This is a genomic window from Burkholderia sp. 9779_493 (assembly GCF_015712215.1).
GTDB classification, from domain to species: domain Bacteria; phylum Pseudomonadota; class Gammaproteobacteria; order Burkholderiales; family Burkholderiaceae; genus Burkholderia; species Burkholderia cenocepacia.
The window spans coordinates 14402-27058 of record NZ_JACCQA010000002.1; the positions used below are offsets into that span (position 1 = coordinate 14402).

Below are 12657 nucleotides of genomic sequence, written 5' to 3' on the forward strand. Positions count from 1 at the left end.
ATGTTCGGCAAACTCACACTTTCGGCGATCCCGTTCGATCAGCCCATCATCATGGGGGCCGGCGCCTTCATGGGGCTGGTCGTGCTGGGCATTCTCGCCGCGCTGACGATCACCGGCCGCTGGAAATGGCTGTGGACGGAATGGCTGACCACGGTCGACCACAAGAGACTCGGCGTGATGTACATCATCGTCGCGCTGATCATGCTGCTGCGCGGCTTCGCCGACGCGATCATGATGCGCATGCAGCTCGCGCTCGCGTACAACGCGCCCGGCTACCTGCCGCCGCACCACTATGACCAGATCTTCACGGCACACGGCGTGATCATGATCTTCTTCATGGCGATGGTATTCATGGTCGGCCTGATGAACCTGATCGTGCCGCTGCAGATCGGCGCGCGCGACGTCGCGTTCCCGTTCATCAACTCGCTGTCGTTCTGGATGACGGCGGTCAGCGCGATCCTGATCAACGTGTCGCTCGTGATCGGCGAATTCGCGCAGACGGGCTGGCTCGCGTACCCGCCGCTGTCGGAGCTGCAGTTCAGTCCGGGGGTAGGGGTCGACTACTACCTGTGGGCGCTGCAGATCTCCGGGGTCGGCACGCTGCTGACCGGCGTGAACTTCTTCGTGACGATCATCAAGATGCGCGCGCCGGGCATGACGCTGATGAAGATGCCGGTGTTCACGTGGACGGCGCTCTGCACGAACGTGCTGATCATGGCGTCGTTCCCGATCCTGACCGCGACGCTCGCGCTGCTCGGCCTCGACCGTTACCTCGGCATGCATTTCTTCACGAACGAAGCCGGCGGCAACGCGATGCTGTACCTGAACCTGATCTGGGCGTGGGGCCATCCGGAGGTGTACATCCTGATCCTGCCGGCGTTCGGGATCTTCTCGGAAGTCATCGCGACGTTCGCGAAGAAGCCGCTGTTCGGCTACAAGACGATGGTGTATGCGACCTGCGCGATCATGGTGCTGTCGTTCCTCGTGTGGCTGCATCACTTCTTCACGATGGGCTCGGGCGCGAACGTGAACGCGTTCTTCGGGATCATGACGATGATCATCGCGATTCCGACCGGCGTGAAGGTGTTCAACTGGCTGTTCACGATGTACCGCGGCCGGATCGAGTTCACGACGCCCGTGCTGTGGACGATCGGCTTCATGGTCACGTTCACGCTCGGCGGCATGACCGGCGTGATGATGGCGATCCCCGGCGCGGACTTCGTGCTGCACAACAGCCTGTTCCTGATCGCGCACTTCCACAACGTGATCATCGGCGGCGTGCTGTTCGGCTATCTCGCGGGCTTCAACTACTGGTTCCCGAAGGCGTTCGGCTTCAAGCTGAACGAGAAGCTCGGCAAGGCCGCGTTCTGGTTCTGGCAGGTCGGCTTCTACGTCGCGTTCGTGCCGCTGTACGTGCTCGGCTTCATGGGTATGACGCGTCGCCTGAACCACTACGACAACCCGGCCTGGCATCCGTGGCTGCTGGTCGCCGCGTTCGGCGCCGTGCTGATCGCGATCGGCATCGCATGCCAGCTGCTGCAACTGGTCGTCAGCATCCGCAACCGTCACCTGCCGGAATACCGCGACACCACGGGCGATCCGTGGGGCGGCCGCACGCTGGAATGGGCGACGTCGTCGCCGTCGGCCGACTACAACTTCGCGGTGATCCCGCAGGTGCGCACGCTCGACGCGTACGCGGACATGAAGGCGCGCGGCGAAGGCCGGCCGAACCCGGCGGCGATTCGCGACATCCACATGCCGTCGAATACCTGCGCGGGCCTCGTGATCGCGATCTTCAGCCTGGTGCTCGGCTTCGCGCTGGTGTGGCACATCTGGTGGATGGCGATCGGCGGGCTCATCGGAATCATTGCGACGCTCGTGATCTACAGCTCGCGCGATAACGACGGCTATTACATCCCTGCGTCGACGGTGCGCAAGACCGAAGACAAGCAGCCGACGCAGCGCACGGCCGCGCGCGTCGACGACGTGGAACTGGAGGCCAACTGATGTTGCAGAAAACCTTGAGCGCGACCCTGCTCGAGCACGACGACCATCCGCCGTCGCATTCGGTGTTCGGGTTCTGGCTGTACCTGATGACCGACTGCGTGATCTTCGCGGCGCTGTTCGCGACGTTCGCGGTGCTCGGTCACCAGTACGCGGGCGGGCAGACCGCCAAAGAGCTGTTCGACATTCCGGGCGTCGCGGTCGAAACCGCCGCGCTGCTGCTGTCGAGCATCACGTACGGTTTCGCGATGCTCGCGGCATACAAGCAGCAACGCGGCGCGCTGCTCGCGTGGCTCGCGGTGACGTTCGTGCTCGGCGCGGCGTTTCTCGCGATGGAACTGCGCGAGTTCTCGCACCTGATCGCGGAAGGCGCGGGCCCGCAGCGCAGCGCGTTCCTGTCGGCGTTCTTCACGCTGGTCGGCACGCACGGGCTGCACGTGACGGCCGGCCTGCTGTGGATGCTCGTGCTGGCCGCGCAGATCGTGTTCCGTGGCGGCGACCTGACCGATCGCGACCTGCGGCGCCTGACGTGCCTGAGCCTGTTCTGGCACTTCCTCGACATCGTGTGGATCTGCGTGTTTTCCTTTGTCTATCTCGCGAGCGTGATCTAAATGGCCCATTCGCATTCGTCTCAACTCGAAGAAGGGCACGGCAGTGTCGGCGGCTACGTCGCCGGTTTCATCCTGTCGGTGCTGCTCACGGCCGCGTCGTTCGGCCTGGTGATGGGCGGTGTGCTGTCGCCGCATGCGTCGCTGATCGGGCTGGCCGTGCTCGCGTTCGTGCAGATCGTCGTGCACCTCGTGTACTTCCTGCACATGAACGGCTCGTCGGGCCAGCGCTGGAACGTGATGGCGTTCAGCTATACGGTGCTGACCGCCGCGATCGTGATCGTCGGCACGCTGTGGGTGATGCACAACGTCAGCATGAACATGATGTCGCGGTGAGCGGCAGCGTCGCGCATCGGGTTCGTATCCATGCGTGTTCATGAAGAAAAGGCGGCACGCAGGTGCCGCCTTTTTGCTTTTCCGGCTGCGTCGCGCCGGACCGTACAGTCAGTGCGGCGTGCCCGCGTCGGCGGTCAACGCATGCGTGCAGTCGGCGCGGTACTCGGCGGCGAGCCGATGCTTCGCGCCGTCGAGATCGTCCGGGTAATACGGGCTCGCATGGGCGGGGTCGTAGCCGACCTGTTCGAGCTCGGTCAGCTCGCGCACGAGGTCCGCGCGCGTGACGTCGTGGCCCGTGTGCACGAACGGGTACGCATTGCATTCCTGCGGGGTGAGGTGCGGCCCCGCGAACGCGGCGGTGCTGGCGCAGGCGAGCAGCATGCAGACGAGGGTGGTCGACGGTTTCATCCGGTAGCTCCTGGTTTCGCGGCCCGATGCCGCATGACGTGAGCGTAGGCGGCACCGGCCGCGGGGCGGGCGACGCCTGGATGAAACATGTTTCACGCGTGCGGCCGCGCGGCCGGATGAAGCTATTTTCATCTGGCGCCGCACGGCGCTCGCGGCGCTTACGATAGCGTCGTGCGCGTCGTGCGCGCCCGTCTTGAGGTTCATTGCGAGGGCAATCATGCGAGTACTGACGGTCGAGGACGATGCGGTGACCGCGAACGAAATCGTCGGCGAACTGACCGCGCGCGGATTCGAGGTCGACTGGATCGACAACGGTCGCGAAGGGATGATGCGGGCGATGAGCGCCTCGTACGACGCGATCACGCTCGACCGGATGCTGCCGGGCGCGGACGGCCTCGCGATCCTGACCGCGATGCGCACGGTCGGCATCGACACGCCGGTGCTGATGCTGAGCGCGCTCGGCGACGTCGACGAGCGGATTCGCGGGCTGCGCGCGGGCGGCGACGATTACCTGACGAAGCCGTTCGATTCGGGCGAACTGAGCGCGCGCATCGAAGTGCTGCTGCGCCGCCGGCAAGCCTCGGGCGTGCCGCAGCAGACGCTGCTGAAGGTCGGCGCGCTCGAGCTCGACCTCATTTCGCGCTGCGCGCGTCGCGGCGCCGACGAGATTCCGCTGCTGCCGACCGAGTTCCGCGTGCTCGAATTCATGATGCGCAACGCGGGCCAGACGATCACGCGCACGATGCTGTTCGAGGCCGTGTGGGGCTATCACTTCGATCCCGGCACGAACCTGATCGACGTCCACATGGGCCGGCTGCGCAAGAAGATCGATCCGCCTGGCGCGAACCCGATGATCCAGACGGTGCGCGGATCGGGCTACATGCTCGCTTGACGGAGGCACGGATGGACGCAGCTCGCGCGGCGAATTTCACGCGCCGCTGGCATACGACGACGTTTCGCTGGCTGTGCGCGTACGCGGCGATCTTCTCGGTGTCGCTGCTGCTGCTCGCGGGCGTGATCAGCGTCGCCGCGACGCACACGATGACACGCGACACCGACGACGTGCTCGCGTGGCAACTGATCTATTTCGATTCGATTCCCGATGCCGAGCTGCCGCTCGCGATCCATCGGCGGCTCGAGCACGAGCACATGCACACGAATTTCTACGGGCTGTTCGATGCGAGCGGGCGCCGCGTGGCCGGTGACATCGCGACGCCGCCGGCGCTGCGCACCGATCGCCACGGCCGGACGCTGAACCGCACGCTTGCGCCGCTCGACGGCCAATCGTCGCCGATCGCGCGCGCGATGGCCGTGCGCCGCGACAACGGGATGACGCTGGTCGTCGCGCGCGACCTGTCGCATTTCATCCAGATCCGCGACGTCGCGATCCGCGGGCTCGTGGTCGGCGGCGTGATGATCCTGATCGCCGGCATCGCGGGCGGCAGCATGCTCGGCATGCGGCAGATGCGCCGCGTCGCCGCGATCCGGCGCGTCACGCGGCAGATCGCCGAAGGCGATCTCGGCAAGCGGCTGCCGGTCGGCCGCTACGACGAACTCGATCTGCTCGCGCATCTCGTGAACCACATGCTCGACGAAGTCGAGCGGCTGATGGGCGAGGTGCGCCATGCCTGCGACGGGATCGCGCACGACCTGCGTACGCCGCTCGCTCGCGTGCATACGATGCTGGCGCGGCTCGCCGACCAGCCGGTCTGCGCCCACGATCCCGCGTCGGCGGCGCTGCTGGCTTCGGCGCGCGACGAGACCGACCGGCTGCTCGAACGTTTTCGCGCGATGCTGCGCATCTCCGAGATCGGCACGCTGAGCCGGCGCGGCGGCTTTGCCGCGGTCGACGTCGCCGTCTTGCTGCGCGACGTGTGCGAGCTGTACGAGCCGCTGGCCGAGGCCGTCGACGTGTCGTTCGAGCTCGAGGCGGCCACGGTCGACGGCATCCATGGCGATCGTGCGTTGCTGTTCGAGGCGTTCAGCAATCTCGCGGACAACGCGATCAAGTTCACACCGCCGGGCGGTCACGTGCGCGTCGTGCTCCAGACGACGCCGCATGGTCCGCTCGTCCGGTTCGAGGACACCGGGCCCGGCATTCCGCCCGGTGAGCGCAATGCGGTGCTCGAACGCTTCTATCGCGGCGAGCGCACCCGCCACGTGAACGGTTCGGGGCTTGGATTAAGCATCGTGTCGGCGGTGATGCGCGTACATGGTTTCGCACTGCGGATCGGCGATGCGCAGCCGGCCGGCGCGGCGATCACGGTCGAATGCTGGCCGCGTTCGCTCGCATGAGCGCGCAGGAGACCGATCGATGCGCATCCTGCTGATTGCTCCGCCGAATCCGGACGTGTCGCGGCTCGACAAGGCGTTTCGGGAAAGCATGCACGGCGTCGAGCGCGTCGACGAATGGCGCGACGGCTGTTTCGCGGCGACGCAGGACCGGTTCGACGCGATCGTGGTCGTCGCCACCAATGGCGCGGCCGCGCCGGCGATTCTCGATGGCTTGCCGCTGCTCGCCGCGTCGGCCGGCAGCGCGCCGATCGCCGCGATCGTTGCCGGCGCCACGTCCGCCCAGCGCGCGCAGATGCTGAAGGCGGGCTGCGACGTATGCCTGGCCCATCCATGCTCGTTCGTCGAATTGCACGAGCGGTTGCGCGCGCTGTGGCGCCGTGCGGGCGTGATCGCGATGCGTGACTCGATCCGGCTCGACACGGCGACGCGCGCACTCGAGGAGCGGGGCCGGCGGCTCGCGCTCAGCGCACGGGAGTTTCGCGTGGTCGAATGCCTGCTGCGCGAAGCGGGGCGGCCGGTCGGCCGCGATGCGGTGCTGCGCTATGCGTGGGGCGACGCCGACATCGAACCCGAGACGGTCAATGCGCTCGTCGTACGGTTGCGGCGCAAGCTGGTCGCGCATGCGTTCTCCGCGCGGATCGAAACGGTGGCGCGATACGGCTTCCGGTTCGACACGGGCGGCTGACGGAGTGGTGCCGCGCCCCGTTTCGTCAAGACAGGCATGCCGCACGTCGCGCGGCATGCCCGGTCACGTGAGGCGGGGCCACTCAATGCGAATAGAGCTCGCGATTGAGCCGCTCGAGCTGGCCATCGCGTTCGGCGTGGACCAGTTCGCGATAGACCTGCGCGCGCGTCAGCGGGGCGGCCTGCGGTGCATTCCATGCCGATTGCTGCGACACCGGTGCGGGCGTCGACGATGCGAGCGTCTGCGGGGCAATTGCCGCGTCGGCTTGCGTTGCGCTGGCCTGGCCGGGCAGGGCGACGCAGAGCGCCGAGAGGAGGGTGGCGAACATCAAGGTTTTCATGGCGTGATCCTTTTCAGGTGGCAGGGGCCGTCGCCGCGATGGCGATGCCGGCATGACACACGTTATCGGGCACACCCCGACGGACGCCGGGCGTGCCGATGAAGAAACGTTCATGAACGCGCGCCGCGCCAGCCGCCGCCGAGTGCGCGTACGAGCCCGACGGACGCTTGCAGGCGCCGCGCGTCGACATCGAGCGCCGCGATCTGCGTATCGAGTTCGGTCGTCTGCGCGGTGACCACGTCGAGATAGCTGACCGCGCCGTCGCGATAGCGCGACATCGCGAGCGCCAGCGACTGCCGCGCCGCGACGAGCGCCGCGTCGTCCTGGTCCGCTTCGTCGCCGAGGCGGTGCAGCAGCGCGAGATCGTCCTCGACTTCGCGGAACGCCTGCAGCACGACGGACCGGTAGCGCGCCCCCTGTTCGGCGAACTGCGCACGGGCGTGGCGCACGCCGGCCGCGCGCAGGCCGCCGTCGAACAGCGTCATCGCGAGACGCGGCCCGATCGACCAGATCTCGTTCGGCGCGGCGAGCCACGGCGAGAACGTATCGCTCTGGAAGCCCGCGTCGAGGCCGAGCGACAGGTCCGGGAAAAAAGCCGCGCGCGCGACGCCGATTCGCGCGTTCGCGGCCGCGACGCGGCGCTCGGCGGCGGCGACGTCCGGCCGGCGTTCGAGCAGCGTCGAGGCAAGTCCCGTCGGGATCGGTGGCACGCCGGGCAGTGCCGCGGCGGACGGCAGCGTGAACGTCGATGCCGACGCGCCGACGAGCGCCGCGATCGCGTGCTCGTCGAGCGCGCGGCGGGCGGCGATGTCGGACGCGCGGGCCTGGGCGAGCGCGAGTTGCGTCTGCGCACGCGCCACGTCGAGCCCCGAAGCGAGGCCGCCGCGATGGCGGCTGACGGTCAGTTGCCACGCGCGGCGGTACGTGTCGATGGTTTGCGTGAGCGTGTCGGCTTCGCGGTCGAGACCCGCGAGATCGAAGTAGGTACTCGCGACGCCGGCCTGCAGGCTCAGCTGGACCGACGCGAGATCGTCGGCGGCCGCCTGCGCGTCGTCGCGGCCGGCCGCGACCGTATTGCGGACCTTGCCCCACAGATCGACGTCGTAGCCGGTGCCGGCCGCGAGCGTGTTCGATTCGTAGACGTCAGGCTGACCGCTGCCGCGCAACGGCCGGCGCGCCGACTGCCGGTCGCGGTCGGTCTCGGCCCCGATGCCCACGGTCGGCAGCAGCGCCGCATGGGCCTCGTCGAACAGCGCGGCGGCTTCGTCGTGCCGCGCGACGGCGGCGGTGAGATCGGGATTCGCGCGCGCGACGAGCGGTTCGAGCCGGTCGAGCGTCGCGTCGCCGTACACGCGCCACCAACCGTCGCGCGGCAGGCGGTCGGCCGGCGCGGCGTCGATCCACGGGCCCGTTTCACGAAACGCGGCCGGCACCGGAACGTCGGGCGCGCGATACGTCGGCGCCAGCGAACAGCCGGCCAGCAGTGCGGCGCTGCCCAGCAACGCGGCGAGAAGACGGTCAGCCATGCGCGTGCTCCGTCGTGGCCGCGCCGGCGACGCGCACGGGGTCGCCGTCCGCGAGCGAATCGGGCGGATTGTCGATCACGCGATCGCCCGCCGCGAGCCCCGACGCAATCTCGACGCGCGTGCCGAGGTCGGTCCCGATCGACACGTTGCGCAGCCGCGCGTGCCCGTGTGCATCGAGCACGGCGACCTGCAACCCGTCGTGACGAAAGATCAGCGTGCTGGCCGGAATCGTCAGCCCATGCGCGGCGCCGGGCATCGCGATCCGCACCTGCGCGTATTCGCCGGGAAACAGTGTGCCGGCCGGATTGGCGATCGAAAACTGCGCGAGCAGCGTGCCGGAAGCGGGATCGATCGACTGCGCGGAATCCGCGAGCACGGCGTCGAACGTCATGCCGGGGCGCTCGGGCACGGTCAGCGCGACATGCATGCCCGCGCGGATCGCGGCCGCGTCGTCTTGCGGCACGTGGATGTACAGGCGCAGACGCCGCGCGTCCGACACGGTGAAGAGTTCGGCGCCGTTGCCGCTGCCCGCGTCGATCAGCGCGCCGACATCGGTCTTGCGGGCGGTCACGACGCCGTCGAACGGCGCGGTGAGCCGCTTGAACGATTCGAGCGCTTCGAGCCGCCGCAGGTTGGCGGTGCTCGCCGCGACGGCCGCGCGCTTCGCGTCGAGGTCGCTGCGTTTCTCGTCGGCTTCCTGCTGCGACACGGAATCCTGCGCGAGCATCTCGGCCCAGCGGGCGGCCGTGACGGCCGCGAGCCGCTCGTTCGCGTTCGCGCTCTGCAGGTCGGCTCGCGCCTGCTGCAACTGCTGGTCGAGATCGGGCGTGTCGATCGACGCCAGCAACTGACCGGCCTTCACGTGCGCGCCGATGTCCGCGTACCACGCATGCAGGTAGCCCGGCACGCGTGCATAGATCGGCGCGTCGACATACGCGTCGAGGCGGCCCGGCAGCACGAGCGCGTCGGCCGCGGCCGGCTGCGGCGCGACCGTCGCGACGGTCGGGACCGCCTGTTGCACCGTCCACGCGGCGACCGCGTGCGCATCGTGCTGGCGGGCAAACACACCGGCGGCCGCGGCGACGAGTGCGACCACGGCGCCCGCGATCGCGAGTGGTTTCAGGTAACGCGGCGTGCCGGGGGGACGGACTTCGAATTCAGTGGACATGCTGTTCTCCCGGAGTGACGGAAAGGGATTCGGAGCGCGGCGCGCGATCGCGCCGGTGAACGAGGCTGAACACGACGGGCACGAACACCAGCGTCGCGGCGGTCGCGCACAGCAGGCCACCGATGACCGCCCGGCCGAGCGGCGCGTTCTGTTCGCCGCCGTCGCCGAGACCGAGGGCCATCGGCGCCATGCCGATGATCATCGCGAGCGCCGTCATCATCACGGGCCGAAAGCGCGTGAAGCCGGCCTCGAGCGCGGCGACGGCCGCATCGGCGGTATGCGCGAGCCGTTCGCGCGCGAAGGTGACGACGAGGATGCTGTTCGCGGTCGCGACGCCCATGCACAGGATCGCGCCCGTCAACGCCGGCACCGACAGCGGCGTGCGCGTGACGAACAGCATCCAGACGATGCCGGCGAGCGCGGCGGGCAGCCCGCTCACGATCACGAACGCGTCGCGCCACGAATGGAAGTTCACGACGATCAACAGGTAGATCAGCAGTACCGCGCCGGCCAGGCCGGCAAGCAGGCCGCCGAACGCGCTGTTCATCGTCTGCACCTGGCCGCGCATCGTCACGCGCGAGCCTTTCGGCAGGTCCGCCGCGCTCGCGTGCAGCACGCGTTCGATGTCGGCGCTGACCGCGCCGAGATCGCGGTCCTGCGTCGTCGCGAAGATGTCGTACAGCGGCGCGATGTCGTAGTGCGACACGACCGCATCGGTCTGTCCGCGCACGATCGTCGCAAGGCCGCCGAGCAGTTGCGGCGCGCCCGCGCGGCCGGTGACGGGCAGCGCACGCAGGTCCGACAGTGACGTCATCCGGTACTGCGGGGTCTGCGCGACGATCGGATAGGACACGCCGTTGTGTGGATCGAGCCAGTAGGTCGGCGACACCTGGCTCGTGCCGGACAGGCTCGCGACCACCGCATTGGTGACGTCCTGCTCGGTGACGCCGAGCTGCGCGGCGCGGGCCCGATCGACCGACACCGTGAATTGCGGATAGGTCGACGCCTGCTGCACGCGCGGGTCGGCGACGCCGGGCACCGTGCGGATGCGCCTCAACAGCTCGGTCGCATACGCGCGGTTGGCCGCGCGGTCGGGGCCCGTCACCTGCACGTCGATTGGCGCGGGCGCGCCGAAATTGAGAATCTGGCTCACGATGTCGGCGGGCAGGAACGAAAACGTCACGCCCGGAAACGCGCGCGGCAATACGGTGCGCAACTGCTTCACGTAGCGTGCCGTCGGCGCGTGGTCGCCGGTGAGCGACACGAGGATGTCGCCGTCCTGCGGGCCGATCGTGCCGCTGTTGCTGTACGTGAGGTTGATCCCGCTGTTCGGCAAGCCCATGTTGTCGACGATGCTCGCGAGCGCATGCGGCGGCACGACGCCGCGCACCGTGCGCTCGACGCGATCGAACAATGCGGCCGTTTCCTCGATGCGCGTGCCGATCGGCGCGCGTACGTGAATCGCGATTTCGCCGGCGTCGACCGACGGGAAGAAATTGCGGCCGAGCCACGGCACCAGCGCGAACGACACCGCCACCGCGGCGAGGAACAGTGCGACGAAGCGGGCGCGGTGGACGAGGGCGAGGCCGAGCACGACGCGGTAGCCCGCGCGCAGCGCCGCGAAGCGGCGCTCGAACCCTTGCTGGAACGCCACCAGCGGATTGCGCGCGCGCGGCGGCGCGAACGGCGCGCCGTGCGGCGCGAGCACGGCTTCCGGATGCGCGGCATGCGGCTTCAGCAGGTAGCGCGCCATCATCGGCACGAACGTGCGGGACAGCACGAACGACGCGATCATCGCGAAGATCACCGCTTCGGCCATCGGCACGAACAGGAAGCGGGCGACGCCGTCGAGCAGCAGCATCGGCACGAACACGATGCAGATGCACAGCAGCGACACGAAGGCCGGCGCGACGATCTGCGACGCGCCGTCGAGGATCGCGCTGCGCACGTCCTTGCCTTGTTCGAGATGCCAGTTGACGTTCTCGATCGTGACGGTCGCATCGTCGACCAGAATGCCAACCGCGAGCGCGAGCCCGCCGAGCGTCATCACGTTGAGCGTCTCGCCCGCGGCCGCGAGCGCGGCGATCGCCGCCAGCACCGCGAGCGGGATGGACGCGGCGATGATCAGCGTCGAGCGCCAGCTGCCGAGGAACAGCAGGATCATCGCGGACGTGAGCGCGGCGGCGATCAGTCCTTCGCGCGCCACGCCGCTCACGGCGCCGTTCACGAATACCGACTGGTCGCCCATCACGACGAGCCGCAGCGACGGCGGCAGCGTCGCCTCGATGCGCGGCAGCTGCGCCTTGACGCCCGCGATGATGTCGAGCGTCGACGCCGAGCCGCTCTTCAGCACGCTCATCAGCACCGCGCGGCGGCCGTCGACGCGCACGATGTTGCCCTGTGGCGGAAAGCCGTCGCGTACGTGCGCGACGTCGCGCATGAAGATCACCGCGCCGTTCACGGTGCGGATCGGCAGCGCATTGAGCTGGTCGATGGTCAACGGGCTGTTGTTGAGGCGGATGTTGTACTCGAAGCCGCCGATCTTCTGCGTGCCGGCCGGGATGATCTGGTTCTGCTGCGCGAGCGCGGTCGCGACGTCCTGCGCGGACAGTCCCTTGGCCTGCAGCGCCTGCGGATCGAGGTCGATCTGCACCTGGCGCACCTTGCCGCCGTACGGCGACGGAATCGCGACACCGGCGACGGACAGCAACTGCGGCCGGATCACGTTGGTCGCGTAGTCGCCGAGCTGCTGTTCGTTCAGCGTGTCGCTGGTGAGCGCGAGCTGCAGCACGGGCACGGTCGACGCGTTGTAGTTGAGGATCTGCGGCGGCGTGGTGCCGGGCGGCATCTGTTTGAGCACGGTCTGCGAGATCGACGTGACCTGCGCGGTCGCGGTGCGGATGTCGACGCTCGGCTGGAAGAAGATCTTGACGATCCCGAAGCTGCGGAACGACTGCGACTCGATGTGCGCGACGTCGTTGACCGTCGTGCCGAGCGTGCGCTCGTAGTAGGTGACGATGCGCCCGGACATGTCGGCCGGCTGCAGGCCCGCGTAGTTCCAGACGACGCTGATGACCGGAATCCGGATGTCGGGGAAGATGTCGGTCGGCGTGCGCAGCGCCGCGAGCGGCCCGGCGATCAGGATCAGCAGTGCGAGGACGATGAACGTATAGGGGCGCGCGAGCGCGAGTCGGACGAGTTTCAGCATCGGCGAGGTCTCCGCCGGCGCGACGCGCCGGCCTGTCAGCGAGGTGCCGAAGCGCGGCGGGAGCCCGATTCGGCTCGCG

The 12657-nt window shown here is 68.6% G+C and carries 11 protein-coding genes; 6 read left to right on the forward strand and 5 right to left on the reverse strand.

Annotation, left to right across the window (positions count from 1 at the left end; genetic code table 11):
- From cyoB to cyoD, 3 genes are read left to right on the forward strand one after another with little or no spacing between them, the layout of a single operon-like run.
- Entirely contained in the window at positions 1 to 2007 is a 2007-nt protein-coding gene (cyoB, locus tag H0X95_RS01610) for a cytochrome o ubiquinol oxidase subunit I (RefSeq protein ID WP_059722812.1), read from the forward strand.
- A complete protein-coding gene (cyoC, locus tag H0X95_RS01615; protein WP_006483998.1) occupies positions 2007 to 2615 on the forward strand; it encodes a cytochrome o ubiquinol oxidase subunit III in 609 nt (202 codons plus the stop codon). The genes cyoB and cyoC overlap by 1 nt, the downstream gene beginning before the upstream one ends.
- A complete protein-coding gene (cyoD, locus tag H0X95_RS01620; protein WP_006478441.1) occupies positions 2616 to 2948 on the forward strand; it encodes a cytochrome o ubiquinol oxidase subunit IV in 333 nt (110 codons plus the stop codon).
- Between the two features lie 108 nt (positions 2949 to 3056).
- Here the strand turns inward: cyoD and H0X95_RS01625 are convergent, their stop codons facing one another.
- Positions 3057 to 3356 carry a DUF4148 domain-containing protein gene (locus H0X95_RS01625; RefSeq protein ID WP_196445880.1) on the reverse strand — a complete coding sequence of 100 codons (300 nt, stop codon included), beginning with the start codon at positions 3354 to 3356 and terminating at the stop codon, positions 3057 to 3059.
- 217 nt (positions 3357 to 3573) lie between these two features.
- On the opposite strand from H0X95_RS01625, the gene H0X95_RS01630 reads away from it, so the two are divergent.
- The 3 genes from H0X95_RS01630 to H0X95_RS01640 are packed head-to-tail and all read left to right on the forward strand — an operon-like array spanning position 3574 to position 6336.
- Complete coding sequence (locus H0X95_RS01630; protein ID WP_006483985.1) at positions 3574 to 4248, forward strand: response regulator transcription factor; 675 nt, start codon at positions 3574 to 3576, stop codon at positions 4246 to 4248.
- A gap of 11 nt (positions 4249 to 4259) precedes the next feature.
- The gene (locus H0X95_RS01635) at positions 4260 to 5651 is read left to right on the forward strand and encodes a sensor histidine kinase (RefSeq protein WP_006484004.1); all 1392 of its coding nucleotides are present in this window, start codon (positions 4260 to 4262) and stop codon (positions 5649 to 5651) included.
- A 19-nt stretch (positions 5652 to 5670) separates the two neighbouring features.
- Positions 5671 to 6336 (forward strand): response regulator transcription factor, encoded by a 666-nt coding sequence (locus H0X95_RS01640; RefSeq protein ID WP_059722810.1) that lies wholly within the window; start codon positions 5671 to 5673, stop codon positions 6334 to 6336.
- A gap of 82 nt (positions 6337 to 6418) precedes the next feature.
- Here the strand turns inward: H0X95_RS01640 and H0X95_RS01645 are convergent, their stop codons facing one another.
- The 4 genes from H0X95_RS01645 to H0X95_RS01660 all read right to left on the reverse strand — a co-directional run bounded on the left by H0X95_RS01645 (position 6419) and on the right by H0X95_RS01660 (position 12578).
- Positions 6419 to 6676 (reverse strand): DUF4148 domain-containing protein, encoded by a 258-nt coding sequence (locus tag H0X95_RS01645; protein ID WP_006498655.1) that lies wholly within the window; start codon positions 6674 to 6676, stop codon positions 6419 to 6421.
- 110 nt (positions 6677 to 6786) lie between these two features.
- Positions 6787 to 8202 carry an efflux transporter outer membrane subunit gene (locus H0X95_RS01650; RefSeq protein ID WP_059722808.1) on the reverse strand — a complete coding sequence of 472 codons (1416 nt, stop codon included), beginning with the start codon at positions 8200 to 8202 and terminating at the stop codon, positions 6787 to 6789.
- The gene (locus tag H0X95_RS01655) at positions 8195 to 9370 is read right to left on the reverse strand and encodes an efflux RND transporter periplasmic adaptor subunit (RefSeq protein ID WP_006498657.1); all 1176 of its coding nucleotides are present in this window, start codon (positions 9368 to 9370) and stop codon (positions 8195 to 8197) included. Before H0X95_RS01655 ends, H0X95_RS01650 begins: the two co-directional genes overlap by 8 nt.
- Positions 9360 to 12578 carry an efflux RND transporter permease subunit gene (locus tag H0X95_RS01660; protein WP_059722806.1) on the reverse strand — a complete coding sequence of 1073 codons (3219 nt, stop codon included), beginning with the start codon at positions 12576 to 12578 and terminating at the stop codon, positions 9360 to 9362. The genes H0X95_RS01655 and H0X95_RS01660 overlap by 11 nt, the downstream gene beginning before the upstream one ends.
- Positions 12579 to 12657 lie beyond the last annotated feature (79 nt).